The organism is Bradyrhizobium sp. 1200_D9_N1_1 (assembly GCF_052075915.1).
Classification (GTDB): Bacteria; Pseudomonadota; Alphaproteobacteria; order Rhizobiales; family Xanthobacteraceae; genus Bradyrhizobium; species Bradyrhizobium diazoefficiens.
In genome coordinates, this window is sequence record NZ_CP197226.1 from 3255238 (window position 1) to 3272132 (window position 16895).

General features: G+C 63.1%; 16 protein-coding genes. 14 read left to right on the forward strand and 2 right to left on the reverse strand.

Going from position 1 to position 16895, the window contains the following annotated elements; translation table 11 throughout:
- The first annotated feature begins 163 nt into the window (after nucleotides 1-163).
- Complete coding sequence (locus AB5K84_RS15630; protein ID WP_171463792.1) at nucleotides 164-2251, forward strand: molybdopterin-dependent oxidoreductase; 2088 nt, start codon at nucleotides 164-166, stop codon at nucleotides 2249-2251.
- Nucleotides 2252-2381: 130 nt separating this feature from the next.
- The gene (locus AB5K84_RS15635) at nucleotides 2382-3164 is read left to right on the forward strand and encodes an enoyl-CoA hydratase/isomerase family protein (protein ID WP_028173134.1); all 783 of its coding nucleotides are present in this window, start codon (nucleotides 2382-2384) and stop codon (nucleotides 3162-3164) included.
- Between the two features lie 1397 nt (nucleotides 3165-4561).
- Here AB5K84_RS15635 and AB5K84_RS15640 read toward each other — a convergent pair.
- Nucleotides 4562-4978: a hypothetical protein gene (locus AB5K84_RS15640; protein WP_162603678.1), complete on the reverse strand. Its 417-nt coding sequence runs from the start codon at nucleotides 4976-4978 to the stop codon at nucleotides 4562-4564.
- A gap of 283 nt (nucleotides 4979-5261) precedes the next feature.
- Here AB5K84_RS15640 and AB5K84_RS15645 point away from each other — a divergent pair, with 283 nt between their 5' ends.
- The 7 genes from AB5K84_RS15645 (at nucleotide 5262) to AB5K84_RS15675 (ending at nucleotide 12039) form a co-directional block, all read left to right on the forward strand.
- Nucleotides 5262-5732, forward strand: coding sequence for a hypothetical protein (locus AB5K84_RS15645; RefSeq protein WP_131234204.1), 471 nt, complete (start codon nucleotides 5262-5264; stop codon nucleotides 5730-5732).
- Between the two features lie 714 nt (nucleotides 5733-6446).
- Nucleotides 6447-6746: a hypothetical protein gene (locus tag AB5K84_RS15650; RefSeq protein ID WP_162603677.1), complete on the forward strand. Its 300-nt coding sequence runs from the start codon at nucleotides 6447-6449 to the stop codon at nucleotides 6744-6746.
- Nucleotides 6747-6889: 143 nt separating this feature from the next.
- Nucleotides 6890-7681: a DUF3102 domain-containing protein gene (locus AB5K84_RS15655; protein WP_097532295.1), complete on the forward strand. Its 792-nt coding sequence runs from the start codon at nucleotides 6890-6892 to the stop codon at nucleotides 7679-7681.
- 219 nt (nucleotides 7682-7900) lie between these two features.
- Complete coding sequence (locus AB5K84_RS15660; protein WP_162603676.1) at nucleotides 7901-10003, forward strand: MobA/MobL family protein; 2103 nt, start codon at nucleotides 7901-7903, stop codon at nucleotides 10001-10003.
- A 236-nt stretch (nucleotides 10004-10239) separates the two neighbouring features.
- On the forward strand, nucleotides 10240-10404 hold the full coding sequence (locus tag AB5K84_RS15665; protein ID WP_156149850.1) for a hypothetical protein: 165 nt from the start codon (nucleotides 10240-10242) through the stop codon (nucleotides 10402-10404).
- 246 nt (nucleotides 10405-10650) lie between these two features.
- On the forward strand, nucleotides 10651-11583 hold the full coding sequence (locus tag AB5K84_RS15670; protein WP_110116742.1) for a DUF4357 domain-containing protein: 933 nt from the start codon (nucleotides 10651-10653) through the stop codon (nucleotides 11581-11583).
- Nucleotides 11584-11595: 12 nt separating this feature from the next.
- The gene (locus tag AB5K84_RS15675) at nucleotides 11596-12039 is read left to right on the forward strand and encodes a hypothetical protein (RefSeq protein ID WP_028173140.1); all 444 of its coding nucleotides are present in this window, start codon (nucleotides 11596-11598) and stop codon (nucleotides 12037-12039) included.
- On the opposite strand, the gene AB5K84_RS15680 is transcribed toward AB5K84_RS15675, so the two are convergent.
- On the reverse strand, nucleotides 12036-12329 hold the full coding sequence (locus AB5K84_RS15680) for a ribbon-helix-helix domain-containing protein (RefSeq protein WP_049832459.1): 294 nt from the start codon (nucleotides 12327-12329) through the stop codon (nucleotides 12036-12038). The genes AB5K84_RS15675 and AB5K84_RS15680 overlap by 4 nt on opposite strands.
- A 151-nt stretch (nucleotides 12330-12480) precedes the next feature.
- Here AB5K84_RS15680 and AB5K84_RS15685 point away from each other — a divergent pair, with 151 nt between their 5' ends.
- The 5 genes from AB5K84_RS15685 (at nucleotide 12481) to AB5K84_RS15705 (ending at nucleotide 16762) form a co-directional block, all read left to right on the forward strand.
- The gene (locus AB5K84_RS15685; RefSeq protein ID WP_210268982.1) at nucleotides 12481-13332 is read left to right on the forward strand and encodes a hypothetical protein; all 852 of its coding nucleotides are present in this window, start codon (nucleotides 12481-12483) and stop codon (nucleotides 13330-13332) included.
- Nucleotides 13333-13482: 150 nt separating this feature from the next.
- Nucleotides 13483-13674: a hypothetical protein gene (locus tag AB5K84_RS15690; protein WP_110116740.1), complete on the forward strand. Its 192-nt coding sequence runs from the start codon at nucleotides 13483-13485 to the stop codon at nucleotides 13672-13674.
- A gap of 1 nt (nucleotide 13675) precedes the next feature.
- Nucleotides 13676-14500, forward strand: a complete 825-nt coding sequence (locus AB5K84_RS15695; RefSeq protein WP_039186016.1) for a metallophosphoesterase — start codon at nucleotides 13676-13678, stop codon at nucleotides 14498-14500.
- Between the two features lie 97 nt (nucleotides 14501-14597).
- Nucleotides 14598-15203, forward strand: a complete 606-nt coding sequence (locus tag AB5K84_RS15700; RefSeq protein ID WP_110116739.1) for a hypothetical protein — start codon at nucleotides 14598-14600, stop codon at nucleotides 15201-15203.
- Entirely contained in the window at nucleotides 15200-16762 is a 1563-nt protein-coding gene (locus AB5K84_RS15705) for an AAA family ATPase (protein WP_028173145.1), read from the forward strand. The genes AB5K84_RS15700 and AB5K84_RS15705 overlap by 4 nt, the downstream gene beginning before the upstream one ends.
- The last annotated feature ends 133 nt before the right edge of the window (nucleotides 16763-16895 follow it).

A 16895-nucleotide genomic window follows, 5' to 3' on the forward strand; every position in this document is an offset into this window, starting at 1 on the left:
CAACGTCGATCGCGCCGGGAATATCGGGCGGCTTTCGGTGTGGCCGGGCCGGATTTCGTGCTTTCGGCAGGAACCGGCCGCGCGTGCGGTTTGAGCAAATCGCATGGGCGTTGCCGGATAAATGCTCTCGGCCGGCCGGTATTTTGGTGTTACGAACTGGGACATGAACCAGCACGCCAAGATCGAAATCCGCCATTCGACCTGTCCGCACGATTGCCCCTCAGCCTGCGCCCTCGATGTCGAGGTGGTCGAAGGCCGCAGCATCGGCCGCGTCCGCGGTTCGAAGAAGCAGACCTATACGGCCGGCGTCGTCTGCGCCAAGGTCGCCCGCTATGCCGAGCGTATCCATCACCCCGAACGGGTGATGTATCCGATGCGCCGCACCGGGCCGAAGGGCTCCGGGCAGTTCGCGCGCATCTCCTGGGACGAGGCGCTGGACGAGATCGGACATCGGTTCAACCAGGCCGAGCGCGAGTTCGGCGCGGAATCGGTCTGGCCCTACTACTACGCCGGCACGATGGGGCTGGTGATGCGCGACGGTCTCAATCGCCTCACGCATGTGAAGAAATATTCGCGCTTCTATCAGACGATCTGCGCCAATGTCGCGCGGATTGGATATGCGATCGGCACCGGCAAGATCGCCGGCGTCGATCCGCGCGAGATGGCGCTCTCCGACCTCGTCGTGATCTGGGGCACCAATCCGGTCAACACCCAGGTCAACGTGATGACGCACGCCGCGCGGGCGCGCAAGGAGCGCGGCGCCAAGATCGCGGCCGTCGACATCTACGACAACGAGACCATGAAGCAGGCTGACATCAAGATCATCCTGCGTCCCGGCACCGACGGCGCCTTCGCCTGCGGCGTCATGCATGTCCTGTTCCGCGACGGCTATGCCGACCGCGCCTACATGGACAAGTACACCGATTGCCCTGCCGAGCTCGAGGCGCATCTGAAGACGCGCACGCCGGAATGGGCTTCGGCGATCTGCGGCGTGCCGGTGTCCGAGATCGAGGCGTTTGCCAAGCTGGTCGGCGAGACCCAGCGAACTTTCCTCCGCCTCGGCTACGGCTTCACCCGCTCGCGCAACGGCGCGACGCAGATGCATGCCGCGCTGTGCATCCCCGCGGTGACCGGGGCCTGGCAGTATGAAGGCGGCGGCGCCTTCTTCAACAATTACGCGCTGTGGCACTTCAACGAGGCCATCATCGAGGGCCACGACGCGATCGACCGGACCACGCGTGCGCTCGACCAGTCGAAGATCGGCCGCATCCTCACCGGCGACGCCGAGGCCCTGCTCGGCAAGGGACCGGTCAAGGCGATGCTGATCCAGAACACCAATCCGATGACGGTGGCGCCGGAGCAGGCGCTGGTAGCCCAAGGCTTTGCGCGCGAGGATCTGTTCGTCGCGGTGCACGAGCAGTTCATGACCGAGACAGCGATGATGGCCGACATCGTGCTGCCGGCGACCATGTTCATGGAGCACGACGACCTCTATTACGGCGGCGGCCATCAACACATCTCGGTTGGACCCAAGCTGATCGACCCGCCCGACGAATGCCGCTCAAACCACCAGGTGTTGCAGGCGCTGGCACCGCGGCTTGGCGCCAGGCATCAGGGCTTCGAGATGACGCCGCGCGAACTGATCGACGCAACGCTGAAGCTCAGCAACCACGGCGACATCGCCGGCCTCGAAGCCGACATCTGGCGCGATCTGCAACCGGATTTCCGCACCGCGCATTTCCTCGACGGCTTTGGCCATGCCGACGGCAAATTCCATTTCAGGGCGGACTGGGCGCATCCGCCGTTCGGCCAGACGATGGGCGATGTCGACCAGATGCCGTCACTGCCCGACCATTGGGCGGTGATCGAGCATGCCGACCAGGCCCATCCGTTCCGGCTTGCGACCAGCCCCTCGCGCAGCTTCCTCAACACCACGTTCAACGAGACGCCGTCCTCACAGGCGCGCGAGGGCAAAGCGAGCGTGATGATCCACCCGCTGGACGCAGCCCCCCTCGATATCGTCGACGGCGACGCCGTGACGCTCGGCAACACCCGCGGCGAGACCACGCTGAATGCGGTGCTGTTCGAGGGCGTGCGGCGGGGAGTCCTGATCGCGGAATCCGTGCATCCGAACAAGAATCATATCGGCGGTCGCGGCATCAACACGCTGACCGGTGCGGACACCATCGCCCCGATCGGCGGCGCTGCATTCCACGACAACAAGGTCTGGATCAGGAAAGCGGCCATCTGAGCGCGCATGGCGATTGCCTTGCAATTTGTGTCGAGGCGCTAAAGCGGCGCTGCGCCGCAGTTTGCGCTTGCACCTCTCGCCCGACCTGCCGCAAATGGCAGCAAAACGGGAGCAAGGAAGCGAGCGTGCCATGACCGACACCACAGCCGTCGTCACCGAGAAGCGCGGGCAGGCGTTCTGGATCACCATCAACCGGCCGGAGAAGCGCAACGCGCTGAACGGCGACGTCATCGCCGGCATCACCAAAGGCTATCGCGATGCGCATGACGACAAGGACGTCCGCGTCATCGTGCTGACGGGCGCGGGCGACAAGGCGTTCTGCGCTGGCGCGGACTTGCAGAATTCCGGTGCGGCCTTTGCGATGGATTTCTCCAGGCCGAATGTCGACTACGCCGATCTGTTGCGCCTGTCGCAGAACGCGACCAAGCCCGCGATCGCGCGGGTCGGCGGCGTCTGCATGGCCGGCGGCATTGGCTTGCTGTGCATGACCGATATGGCTGTGGCGGCCGATCACGTCATCTTCGGCCTGCCGGAGGTGAAGGTCGGCGTGTTTCCGATGCAGGTGCTGAGCCTGTTGCAGGAGATCGCATCGCGGCGCCTCGTCAATGAATGGGCACTCACAGGCGAGCCGTTCGATGCGAAGGCGGCGAAGGACGCCGGCCTGCTCAACTACGTCGTGCCGACGGCCGAGCTCGATGCCAAGGTCGACTGGCTGATCGGCCGTATCGTCGACAAATCCCCGACCGCGATCCGCCGAGGCAAATACGCCATGCGTGCGATTGCCTCGATGTCGTTCGACGAAAGCATCGCCTACACCGAGAGCCAGATCGCACTGCTGGCGATGACCGAGGACGCCAAGGAGGGCCTGAAGGCCTTCAGCGAGAAGCGCAAGCCGAGTTGGCCGGGAAGATAGATGCCGTGCTGCAGCCTCCGTCTCGGCTGGCAGCGTCAGGAAAGCGCATCTTATCCATTGGCGCTAGCTAAACATGGGATTTTCCGGTCGAACAAAAGCGGCTGGTCAACAAGTCGGCGAGCAGACGATAAAGCTGAAGGAGGCTCGGGGGCTCAGAGATCCGGATCCGCTTCTAAGGGAAGCCGCCAGCCGAAGAGGATGTTGTGTGCGCCACTGATGCCTGACGCCAGCGAGATTCGCGCCTCGAACGATCAGGCGAAGCAGTCGAAGCGCGGCCGTGACGATGCTAGAGGGCAGTGGAGGCGTGCCCGACACGACTTACTTGAACGGACAAAACGGGCCTTTGCGATGCGCTCGCCCGCCTTTCCGGCTGGAAAGCAAGAAAGAGCGCCTCCGGAGAGACGCTCTTTTGCCACCCCATTCCGGGGTTAGGACATCCGATTGCACAGAAAGCACTACGCTATCGCACTTTCAACTTCCCCCACGCCTCACGTGGCATAAGGGATTCTTCAGTCGAATTGCCAGGTGGCACACGGGATTAGCTCGAACAACAACATCTAAATGCTAATGGTTAACAACGCAGGAAAGTCTCGAGATGCCCATGAACGCGGAGCACAGTTCCGAGATGAGAGGCGGGGCTCTTCCAAGGCTCAAGCTGGGTGCTCCTAGGAACTCCGATCTGATGGGCAGCATTTTACGATTCACTGCCCTTTGCGGCGAAATTCTAACGAGCGAAGTGGCGGATGCGGGATCACGGTCGATGCGCGCCTGACCCTATTATTCGGGCTGGCAGAAGGCAGCGTTGCGATGCATTAGACGAAAGCAACAAAAGCGCCTCCGGAGAGACGCTCGGTCAACACATGCGATTGCACAGAAAGCACTACGTTATCGCACTTCAACTCCCCCACGCCTCACATAAGGGGTTCCACAATCGGGCACCTAAGTAGCCAACGAGATTAGCTCGAACAACAACATCTCAATGCAAATGGTTAACCACGCCGGAAAATCTGGGACGCTCGCGAACTGGGAGCACACTTCCGAGATGAGAGGCGGAGCTATCCTTCCAAGGCTCGAGCCGGTGCTGTAGGGGACTCCGATCTGATGGGCAGCATTTCACGATTCACTGCCCTTTGCGGATCATCGATACAGGCGAAGAGCCGGCGGTGGTGGCGCTAATCAGGACAGTTGGTGAGATCAAATCCCAATGGAGTATCGTCAGATTTCTTTATGATAGTACTAGTTGGGTAGCCGGTAGGCGCTTGTCTTGATTTAAGAGGCGGGCGTCGCACAGTATAGTGCGGGCGGGTGCCCACGTCAGAGCGTGCTATGTTCGGGCTGGCTCGTTCTGATCCGGAGCGAAATGCCCAGTCCGTATTCGCGCCTCGCACGCAGGCTGTTCACGTGGCGTGTTCGCCGGCAGCATTTAGCACGGGGATTTTTTCTGTAGGGAACGAATTATTTGAGGCCGTCATGATCACGGTCGTCGCTCGATCCTGATTACAATCTCCAGCCGGCGGCTTGAGCGCGATGCGCATGCCAGGCGCTAGAGAGGTATAGCCTGCCGCCTGGCATCGATCGTTTTGAAAGCCAATTGCCACGCGCATCTGTCGAGACGACGACACATGGTCTGCGCCGGCAGTTGGCGTCTGCTCGCGACGTTCTCGAATTGGCTCTCTCTGTAATTCGGGATGGCGTCCAGTATTGCTCGATTTCGCCAGGCCGTGATTGAGAGCCAGCTTGCCTGGGTCGCGGATGCGCGGATTGAAAACCAGTAGGTCGCGCGGGGTGTCCCCCGGTGCCAATTCGGTTGTCATTCAAGGTCCGATCGTGCCGGCATTATGCGGGTATAATGCCGGCATTATACGGTGCGATCGGAATTCGAGCTTTTGACTCAAAAGCTTACCATGGGATCTGGCGCGTGTTGAAAACTCAACTCGCGGCCGCGAGAACGCAGGCCGGAGGCGCGTAGGTCGCCCTTGGAGCCCTGAGGGATGAATAGGGTGGTCCTCAACGGCAATGGGTGCAATTTCGTCTTGCAGGAGCAAGCGATGCTGGTGCGTCCGCGTCGTCCATTATACGTTGCGGCCGAAGGCCGCGGTGCAAAAGCTTGTGACCGGGATCATCAATGTGTTGATTGACGATCCAAATTCGGATTGCGTGCGGCAAGACGTGATCGGGTCCATGCTGACGATCTGGGTGTCACTCAATGATCACTTGGTGGTTGGGCAGCGGCTCTCGGTAATGCTGGATGGACGTCCCGGCGAGGCGGAATTGCCGCGCCAGCGGCGCCGGCGACGCCTTTGGCGGGCGTGTCACGCAGTGGTGATGGATTCGATTGCTGAACTCGTGCCTCGCGCCCGTATGGGCGACCATCACCAGGTGTGGCAACTTGGGAACAACCGAAACCCCCGCAGAACGAAGGGGAAAATGGCGATCGCACCGAAGGCGCGCGCGACCGGATTGCCGGTAGCCACGCTCGATCTTGCAGCGGCCGCTCAAGCGAAAACCGATGCGCAGTTTCTCTTGAAGCTGGCGCGCGCCTGCAAGCCTTGGCTGCGCGTCGGTTGAAGACGGCATCTGTAGCGCAGGGGCGCATCGCAAGCTGGATCGCTACCATGATGGAGGCGGCCCACAAGGCCTTAGTTTCCCCCGCGCCGACGAGGCTCGGCGCGGGCCTCGAACGGCTCACGCACCGGGTGACGAAGCGGTCGAGGAGTTAGTTCAGCGTCTCGCCTGCTCGACCAGCAGTCTCAAGCTGTTGAGCGATGCTCCTTTCAGCCTGCAACTGATCAAGGCGTCGCACCGCAAGTGCCTCGCGTCACTTCTGGATTGTGAGCACACTGATCCGTGCGAACGTGCGCTGAGCCGACTGGGGCGCTGGATGGACATGATTTGGACGAGCTGCAGACGCTGGAGGACTCCCGCGCCGAGCGGTGAAACAGCCGTGTCGAAAGAGGTGGTTCGCACGTTGAGGGTGAGGCCAACGAGCCAATGCGCTGCGCGAGGACTGCCGATCCGCACTCTAGAGGCGCGACGTTGAAAAGCTCATCTTCATCAAGATGCGATCTGATGTAGATCCGGACGCTCAACCAGGCGTCCTCTTAACAGGAACTGAAGGATATGGTTGCCAATACTCCCCAGATGCAGGTCACGCACGCGTGTGGGCACTCTGCAATGCGCGTCAAGTCTCAGCATGATACACTAATGGAGATCAGGATCCGCACTGCCAGACGTACTTTGTGCGAGGCCTGCCTCACTGCGCATAAGGCAAAGCGAGATTGCATGGTCTCCAATTCGGTTCAGCGAACCAAAGAGGCGGCCGCCGCGACCAAGCTGATTGGCAGCAAGAAGCAGATCGAATGGGCCAGCCGTATTCGTGAGAAGTGGCTGTATATCGTTAAGCGCGAACTACCAACGCAGGTTCTGTTCAGTTTTGACAAAGTGCGGGGGGCTGACGTATCCCCCGAGGCCATCGAGCAGGCCGCTACCACCGTACTCGCCGTGCGCCTGGCTGCAATTGATGATGTAGTTACGCACAGCCAGGCTGCCTGGACCATCTTGAATCGATGGTTAATCGGCTGACGGATGTCGCCATCAAGTCTGAATGTTCGGCCCTCCTCAACAAGTAAGGCCGATCAAGCAGGCGCGGCCGTCCCTGCAGTCCTCGCGCAACTCTTTCCTTCGATCAGTCGATTCCGCTGCACGCTCCTTGTCCGAGGCAGGGAATGCGAAAATTTTTCGCATTCGGCGCGATGCGCTCCACTGAGGCTGTCGCAAGGTGCCATCATTTTGATATTGTTGACAAATTCGAAAAGGCTCTGTCATTATTGAAGCGAGGTTTGCGACGAGAGATGTCATCAGGAGTACTCATCGTGACGAGCGCGGAGCAGTTCAACTATGATCAGGTTGAGCCGGACAAGGCGGAGGAGCTGCGTGAGCTTGCTGGCGTGATCCGCCTGGGTGTGAGACTGCTGACGCGGACGGCCGTGGAAATAGGCAGATCGCTGACCGAGGCAAAGGCCGGCCTGCCAGGTCGGGTGTTCCTGAAGTGGTGCCGTCTGGAAGCGGGCTTCGAGCCGCGCACGGCCCAGCTCTACATGAATCTTGCGGCTCTATACGAGCGCTACGGAGAGGATGTGTATCACGTGCCGCTCAGCGCTGCGCTGGATCTCGCCGCGCCGTCGGTTGACGAGGCCACCTGTGTCGACATCCTGGCGCGGGCCCGCCGTGGCGAACGGCTGACGGTCGAGTTCGTGAAGGAATGCATTCGGCGGGCAAAGAGCAAGGCGGGCAACCCCGACGAGTCAGTGTCCGAGGGTGCTGCCGCGATATCCAACATGCTTGCGAACGAGATCGGCATCGCCACGAAGATGGCGCTGCAGAAGTACCTCGGGGCTAGCCCGGGGGCACATGATCGGCTCTTCATGAAGAGCTTTCGGGAGCGCATCGCGAAAGACCTGCGTCAGAACAGTGTGCGCGTGCGCATGCCATTGACCCACCGGCTGCCCGCAGCCTGAGCGGCGTGTCTTGCTCACCTGGTGATGCAACTTGAGGTCACGACGGGTTGGGCCGGGCGTCTTCGGCCGCGACCTTATGTGTATGCCTTCGGGCACGCGAGCTTTGCTCCGACGGCCGGCCATGATGGCGCGGAGATCTGTTCAGCTCGTCAGCGAGCCTTTCCAATCTATTTGTGAAAGCGCCTCTGCGGAGACGGATTGCTATGGATATGGCCTGGATTGCGCGCGGCCGATGAACAGGGCGGCCCTCAGCGGGAATTGGGTGCAATTTCCGACTTGCAGGAGCGGATGCGATGTTGGCGCGTCGTCCATTATACGTTTGGAGACAACGTGTCGCATTGCTCCATCCACACCCGCGTCATTCAACCCAGCAAGGGTAATACCGCTGCGGCGCGGTTCGCTTACCAGACTTGCTCGACCGCAGACGATCGTTTCGGGCACGTCGACTACCGGTGCTATGCGCCTTACCGTGTCGGAGGCTGCGTGTTGCTGCCGATGGGGGCGCCAGCGGAGCTCGCCGAGTGGGAGAATTTCTCCAAAGCCGTCATTTCCAGGGAGACGCGGCGGAACGCACAAGAAGGCAGAGTTCTCGATTTTGCGTTACCGCGCGGGGTCGCCCGTGAGCTGCTGCTGCCGCTTGCGGCGTTTGCGCTGTTGCCGTTCGTCGAACTCGGGATGGCGGTGCGGCTCGATATCGAGTGCGTGGACGCGAGCGACGGTGAGCCCAATCCGCACGCTCACGCCTGGCTCTCGCAACGTGAGCTGAAGCAGGGCGGTTTCGGTCTGAAGGTGCGACCTTGGAACACGCTGTTCCGGCGCGACGGCTGCAGGCACATACGGGCCCTTGTCGCGGCGAGGCTGACGTTGGGCTGTGCGATCCTCGGCGTAGAAGCCTACGTCGATCCGCGCCGCAATGATGTGAGAGGAGCTGGCGCTCCGGAGCTGCGGCTGACGCGGGTGCTGTGGAGCATGTACAGTGAAGGTAGGCATGTCGAGGCGATCGAGCAGTTGAAGGCGAGCCGCCAGCCGAAGGGAGATCGCATGGCAGCGAAGCATGCCCCGGGGCCGGTGGTTGCGAGTGTAAGGATAACGAACGCAGCCGTGTATTACCGTGACGATGATGAGGAGGCTGCCGAACTCCTGAGGCGGTTTGCGGATGCCGCGCAGGAGGCCGGTTATGAGCTGGAGCTGGCATCGGGCTCGCCGGCGTTGGCGCTGAGCGGGACGGCTGTTGCCTTCGACGGTCGGGCCTTCACGATCGCAGACATCGGCAGCTCGGAAGATGCTGCAATCGTCGCGCGGTTTGCGCGCCGGCTCGAATGGCCGGGCCTGGTGGTCGAGGGAGGTGCACGCCTTGCCGATCTGATCGCGATCGCTGGCGCCGCCGAGGGCGTGTTCATGATCAATCGAGCTCCCTCGGCCGAAGCCCGTGATCGCATTGCGCGGGCGTACTATAGCGAGATGAAGGACGACATTGCGCACCACGATCCGCTCGGGATCGCTGCAGGGTTCTTCGCGAACTCTGAGGCGAACAAGGTTGCCGCGCAGCCGGCGGAGGTGCTCGATGCTGCTCTGCAGGTGAATGTGGGCTGCGATCCTCAATCGCCGGCAAACCTGGTGGTGCCGAACACCGCCCCGGCCGGGTGGAGCAATGTCGCCGAGCCGGCATCCGTCGTTGCGCCGATCGCAACGTCGGACAGTGAGAAGCGCGTGGCCGCCGGTTGGGATGATGTGAGGCGAACCGCTGCTTTCTCGTCCAAGGCGATCGCTCGAACGTCTGGAGATCGCAGTGAGGCTCGCCGGCCGCCCAGAGTGGGCGTGACCTCCAACCCTCCTCGATCGCCGGCAGACCTGAGGGCGCCGAGCACCGCTCCGCTCCGGCCGAACGAGGTCGCCGGCCTGGCTTCAGCGGTTGCGCCCATGGCGACGTCGGGCAACGACAGCCCACGCGGGGCCGCTGGTGCCGATGCGCGGCGAACCGCCGGTTCGTCGTCCCAACCCTTCGAAGGCCTCGAAATGCTCCCGCAGGACGATTCCTGGAAGGTCGCACCCGATCCAAGCAGGTCGGCGCGCGATGCGCTTGCACTCGAGGTCGGTTTCAGGCGGCAGCGGCAAACTCACGAAGAGCTTGACGAATTCCTGCGTCGGAAGACGCGGCAATCGTCCGGGCTTCGGCGTGAGGGCGCCGTTTCGCCTGGGAACGCGAAGCTTCAGCAGCCGACGAGGCGTCCCCAGCCGATCCCGCAGTGGCCTGCCGAAATTCCCGCCGTCGGTCAGGTGGTCGAGACGGAGGAGCCCGACTACCAGGCGCCGCGTCCCTGACGCGCCGACACTGCGGTCTTGCGCTCGTGCATCAGCTCATGCTCGGCATGCAACACCAGCCTGCCTCAAGGGGCTGTCGTTAACCATACGTATTGAACGAGCGCTCTGTTCGGCTGGAATATTCCGAGAACAAGCGCATATTGCAGCTCACCTCGCGGATCCCTGCGAGGCGGCCGCCGCCGGTGCTTCCAACACCGCCGGCAGCCTAACCACAACCGACTATCACGGAGTCAGCCATGGCTAAGCGCCACTATATCGCCGATTCGGCGATCCTTCTTCCGTCCTCTCCGATGCAATGTGCGCTGTCCGATGGGAGCGGCGGCTCATTCATGCCCGATCTCGGGCCCATGGTGGGCGGCATCTCCCTCCTCGCCATTACCTTTACCATCACCATCAGCTAGGCACGGATCGCGAGGCCCGACGTCATGCGGCGCGCCGGCGTCGCATGAATCGGTCCCGGTCCGTTGCCTTGCGTTGGCAATCCCGTGGGTCGGGGACGCCAATCCTGGCGGCCGCGATCTCTGCGGATCATGTCACGCAAGCTGCAATGACGCCTGCGCCCTGCGATGTCTGGCAGGACGTCCCGTGGTGCGTCAGCCGGTCCGAAGTCGACCTCGCGATCTCCCAGAGGACAGAGAGATCGATCCATGAAATTTCCCAACGAGACCATCCCGATGGTGCAGCCCTGCACCCACACGATCTATCGCCCGTTCGGTGGCGTCGAAGGCTATCGCCAGATCCACGATCCGGCCGGCCGGCTCGTCGTCACCGCCTTTCCCCTGGCGATGGCCAGGAGCCTGGCGGCGACCTGCAATCTGTGGTCCGCGTGCTACGTCATTGTCGGGCGAGACGAAGCCTATATCGGGGAGAGCAACCGGGCGGTCAGGTGCGTCGCCGAGCATGCCGCGGACTCCTCCAACGTCTTTGGCGCGGAGGCCTACCTGCTCCACGCGCAGGAGCCGCATACACTGCCATGGTCGGCGCGGCTCCGCCTTGCACACCGTCTGAACGAACTCGCCAAACAGGTGGGTCTGGTCACCTTGGCCAACACCGTTGAGCCGCGGGGGCTTCCTTGCCTGGTCGAACAGGCCGCAGCGATGGAGCGGCTGGTGGCCGATGGCCGTTGCCTGCTGTTCGATGCCGGTTGCCGGATCTTCAACGCCAACGTTGTGGGCGAGCTGCCCGCGGAAGTCGAATCCGATGACAACCAGGATGTGAACGAGATCGTCGAGATCGGCTTGCCGATTGCGCCGCCGCCCGAAGGCGAGCTCGAATTCGATTATTGCGGTATCTGGGCGCGCGGCCACCACGACCAAGAGGGGTTCGTGGTCCGGTCCGGCTCAGAGGTGCGCAACGTCGAGACCCCGAGCCTCAGGAAGAACATCAAAAAGCTCCGCGCAGATCTCCTCGCCATGGGTGTCGTGGTGCCGATCGCCGGCATCAAGGATCGCCTGCGCTTTCAGGTCGACTGGCACTTCTTTTCTGCCGCGGTCGCGGCCAAGTTCGTTGCGGGAGCGCATGTCTCCGGCACCAAGTGGGTGCGCCCGCGCACTCCCTGGCCGATCGCGCGCGCGGACTAGGGGAGCGGCCAGATGTCCAATTCCACGACGATGCCGGGGCACCAGCCCCGGCAAGATGGCGAGGCCCGTCTTCCCTGCCATCATGGTGAAGGCGGCGCGCCGATCAGGAGCACCGAGCCGTCCGGCGGGGCGACGACGCATCCGCGCGCGGGCCGTGACGGTCGCATGCTTGATGCCTCATCGCCGATCATCCGTGCGCTCGTCGAGATCTCGCCGCTCAGCTGGTGGCGGTCGATGTCGGCCGACGCCTTTCGGGCGGCGGAGTACCTCGCGGTCCGGTCCGCCCTCGAGGAGGTCGCAAGGCTGATCGAAGGCGCACCGTGCGGAAGCATGCGGAGCATGGCGCGGATGTATGCTGCGCAAAGGACGCCCGAGGGGATCGAACTCGTTGCGAGGGTGCGCTCCAAGTCGCACAAGCCGATCGCGCCCTCGCTGCCGACCCACCAGCAAGGCTAGCGCTTGGGCGCCTTCTTACGCCGCTCGAGCCAGTCTCTCGCAGCTTCCTCAAGAATCTCCGAGGCGCTGGTGTCGTCCTCAAGCGCGACGCGCTTGATCGATTTGATCAGCTCGGCGTCGAGGGTTGCGAAGAAGTTGCGTCTTGGCTGCGGGACCGCCGTCTTGCCTGCTTTTGCGGGTTTTCCTTGCTCGGCCATGGGCTCTCCGTGGGTGATCAGGGGCAAGGATTCGCCGGTAGTCGAATCCTTGAAGCCAGGCCGAATGTAGGCCGGGCTCAGCCAAATGGCCATAGGTAACTTGTTGGATATGGACATATCCTATGTTCATATGGATACAGATGAACGTTGACATGTATGTTTGTTTATGGTTCGTTCCCGGTCGCGGCGGTGGTAGCGAGGGATTGTGATGGCGCGTGACGAGAGGGATTGGCGGAGGGAGCTCGTGCTGGCCTATCCGGATTTATTTCACCCGGCGGGCGATCCGCCGCCAGCGCGGACCTTGCCGGACGTCGCCGACGGCTGGCGCGATTTGCTGGAGCGCGTCTGCGCGCGCATGCAAGCGGCGCTGCAGCCGGGCGAGACGATCCGGATCATCCAGATCGACAAGAAATCCGGCAGCCTGCGGGTCTACTGGCGCGGGGACGTGACGCCGCAGACCGCCGCCAGGCTGTACGAGGCGATTGCGCTTGCCAAGGCACGCTCCACCTGCACCTGCGAGTCGTGCGGCGCGGAGGGGCAGCCTTGCTTTGTCGGCAGTGGCTACATGATCCGTTGCGCCGCCCACGTCCAAGGCGAGCTGATTCCAACCCCGTCTGGCCGGGAGAACGTCCACCTTGTCCGTGTCTCGATGGCGGACGGCTACCGGATTGTGGCGCGGCGCTACGATCGCCTGGCCGACCGTTTCGCTGACGAAGACCCGGCCGTTCGAGAAACGAGGAGGCCTGAGACAACTGTCACAGCGAATTGGCGCATCGATCTCATGCAGGCTCATCCGAAGCTGTTCGCGATCGTCCAGTCCAAGCCTCAAGCGTCGTTCGGCTATCCATCCTGCAACGCAGGGTGGCGCGATGTTCTCGACCAGCTTTGCCGGAGAATTGAAGCCGCATTGGCGCACAATGAGACCTTCAAGTTCGTCCGCATCGGCACCAAACTGGGCCTGCTCTGGATCAAGTGGGAGGGCGAGGTCTCGGGCGAGAGCCGCGCGAAGATCGAAGACGCCATCAGCCTCGCCCTCCAGCGCGCGGGCTCGACCTGTGACATCTGCGGCCTGGAGAGATCGGCCTCAGCATGCTGACGCCTTCAACACGGTGCTTTCCGAACACACCATGGGCATTGCCAGAAGGCCAAGCCATGGGCGGAGCGAGAACATCCGTCGACCGCAGGGGCCTTGCTTCGCGTGCCCCCGGAAGGGGCACCCCGCCTGCGCGAGGAATGGAGCGATAGGATGGCTGGATTCCGGTGCGCGGCCTGTGAGCGCGAGGGCGCGTGCGATTATGAGCCGCACCGCCATGAATGTCCGCTCTGCGGAGCGGCGGACGTCGTGTTCGCGCTTGGCATCGATGAGTTGCCGGACGAGCTCGTGGCGGCGCTGCTTGATGTCGAGCATCTTGATGACCACGACAATGATGAGGACTGACGTGCGTCTATGGGTTGTGTCGGATCTGCATGTGGAACTAACGCGTGGCTGGGACCTGCCGGCTCCCGATGCGCGGCCGCGGTTCGACGTCCTCGTGGTCGCCGGCGATCTGATCCCGCGCATGGAGCGGGGCGTAAGGTGGCTGCTCGAACGCGTCCCTGATCGGCCGGTGATCTACGTGCCCGGCAACCACGAATTCTATGGTGCCGATATCGATCGGACGGTCGAGAAGGCGAGAGCGGCGGCAGCCGGCACGAACATTCATGTGCTGCAGCACGACTGCGTCCGGATCGGCGATGTCACTTTCGCCGGCGCAACAATGTGGACGGATTTCGATCTGTTCGGCGACGCGGATCGCGCCATGTTTCTCGCGGGCGAGCGGATGAATGATTTCCGGAAGATCCGGATCGGCGGCTATGCCAGGCGATTCCGACCGTCCAACGCGCTGATCCGGCACCAGCAGGCCCGTGCGTTCTTCGAATCGCAGATGCGCGGGCCCCGTCCGGGCAGGCTTGTCGTGATCTCCCATCACGCCCCTCATCCCGGCGCGACTTTGCTGCCGTCCGATCCCCCGAGGCCGGACGACATGCTCAGCGCCGCCTATCGCAGCGACCTGACCGCTCTCATGCGCCCGGCGGCCAATGATGGAGGCCGCGCGCTGAAGCCCGCTGACCTCTGGATCTACGGCCATACCCACGAGTCCGACGACACCGTGATCGGCGCAACGCGCGTGGTTTCGAACGCAAAGGGCTACGGACCCTGGCCGCCGCAGCAGCGCGCCTGGGACAACCGGAGCTTCGATCCAAAACTGACTATCGAGATCTGAAGGGGCAGCGAGAATGCCATGACGGATATCGAAGACGGCCGGACGCAGGCGGACGTGCTTACGTCCTTTCCATGACGGTAAAACAAGGTGCAAGAGTATGTGTGACACGACAGACGCCCAGAGCCCCAACGATTCTTTTATCTCGGCCAAGACCGCGACTGCGATCCCTGTACGGCACCCGGCACTCCGGGATGCGCTGATTCAGGCGTCCCTCGATCCGCAGGTGCGCTCCATCGATTACGTCGCGAGCGCCCAGGTTGCCTCCGCGCAGGTCGCGCTCGATGCCGTCGTCCTCCAGCGCGAGGATGGTCGTTATGTCCTCGACATCGTGCCGGCGCGACGCACCGTCGACCTCGACGAGGGAGGCCTCGTGCTGATCGCATGGGATGAGCTCAAGCTCGAGCCGCTTGAGCTGACCCTTGAGGAAATCCGGCGCGAGCCGCGCCGCAGCAATGCGAACCTGGTCTGGGCGTATAGCGGCGTGGCAGTTCCGGTCGGCTTGCGCCTGCACATCCAGCAAGTCCTGCTCGAGGAGGGGCCGATGGCGCTCGGCCAGCTCCTGAAGTCTTTGGACGGAGAAGGTGATGCCGCGGTGGCAGTGATGGCGCTCGCCTGCGCCAATCTCGTCTGTCTCGATCTCTTCTCCCAGCCGCTGAGCCCGACCACGCTTGTCCGGCTCTGCGTGCAGGCGGAGCGCGCATGAACTCTGAGGATGAGACAGCCGATCTTCCGGCTGTCGTGGAAGACGCCGTCTCGACAGGCGCGGCGGCGGATTCCGTCGACTGTGACGAGCGCCTGAAGGGACTACCACGCCTTCTGCGCTACGCCGTGCTGAGCACCAACGGAGCCCAGCATGTCGCGGAGCGACTGATCGCAGAGATCCATGAGTTGTGCCCGCAGCTGCCGCACAGCGCCGCCTGGGCCTCGGAGCGAACGTTTGATGCCGGAGTGGCACTCGCAGCCGAACTCGATCATCGTGCCGTCACGCGAGACGAGCCGAACTTGCGGAGCCTGGCCGACTGCGTCCGGTTGCTGTCGCTGCCGACGCCGCGCAGTTCTCATCAGCTTGAGGAGCACCAAAGGGTCGGCAAAGCACTGGTTCACGCTCTTTATGAGACCCTTGGGCATGTGGAGAAGGAGCTCAGCTGCGATATCGAGCAGTTCACCTCCGGTTGGGCAGCGCTGCCGGCTTGCACAGGAATGCTGTCCGGCAGCCTTTCGGCAGCGGCGAACGCGATCTACCTCGGAGGCCGCATAGTCGAGCGCCGCCTCGCTGCTGCAAAGGCAAAGATCCGGCAGCAGTTCGAGGAAGAGTACCGGCAGAAAGCTGAGAAGGAGGACGAGAAGTCCGCCGGCGGGGAGGCGCCGGCGAGCGTCGACGCGAAAGCCATTCCCAAGCGCCACGTCATGGTCGCCCGCCTGTCCGAACTCGAGATGAAGAACACCAAGCTCAAGGAAATCCTGGTCCCTCTCAAGCATGCCATCAACACGCCCCTGCCGCTGATCGAGGCGCCGCCGTTGCACAAGGTCCGCAACGCGCTGGCATTCGAGTTTCCCTGGGCGATGAACGTGATCGACTTCGCGCTCGCCGATCTCGTCGGCCGTGCGACGGTCCACCTGCGCCCCCTGCTGTTGGTCGGCCCGCCCGGCGCTGCCAAGAGCCGATTCGCCCGACGGCTCGGTGAGACCCTCGGCGTCAGCATTTGGCGGGAGGATGCCGCGCGCGCCGACGGCGCCGTGTTCGGCGGCACGGACAGGCGCTGGAATTCCGCCGAACCCTGCCACGCATTTCTGGCTATCGCACAAGGCAAAATCGCCAATCCGCTCGTGTTGATCGACGAATTGGAGAAGGCCGGCACGCGCTCCGACTATGGCCGGCTTTGGGACGCCTTGCTCGCCTTTCTCGAGCCCGAGACCAGTGCCCGTTTTCCCGATCCGGCCTTGCTCACGCTCGTCGATGTCTCGCACGTTTCCTACATAGCTACGGCGAACAGCCTCGATCCGCTGCCCTCGCCGATCCGCGACAGGTTTCGCGTGGTGACGTTTCCGAGCCCGGCTCCCGACGACCTCGACGCCCTGCTGCCGGCCGTGATGGTCGATCTCGCGCGGGAGCGCGGCCTCGATGCCGTTTGGGTCCCGCCGCTGGACGGCACCGAGCGCGCGGCGATCGCGCACAACTGGAGGGGCGGCTCGTTGCGGCAGCTGCGCCGCATGGTGGAGGCGATCCTGCGCGAGCGCGATCTGCGGGCGGCGAGAAATTGAAGATGGTGGGCTCTGTGAATATCGGCCTCGTCAATGTGCCTGCAGAACGCTCCCCACGGGCCGGTAGTATCGCCCTCGACGTTAGCGATGGCCTCCCAGAGCGCCCCGTCCAGCGTCGGCAAGCCGATGAAAT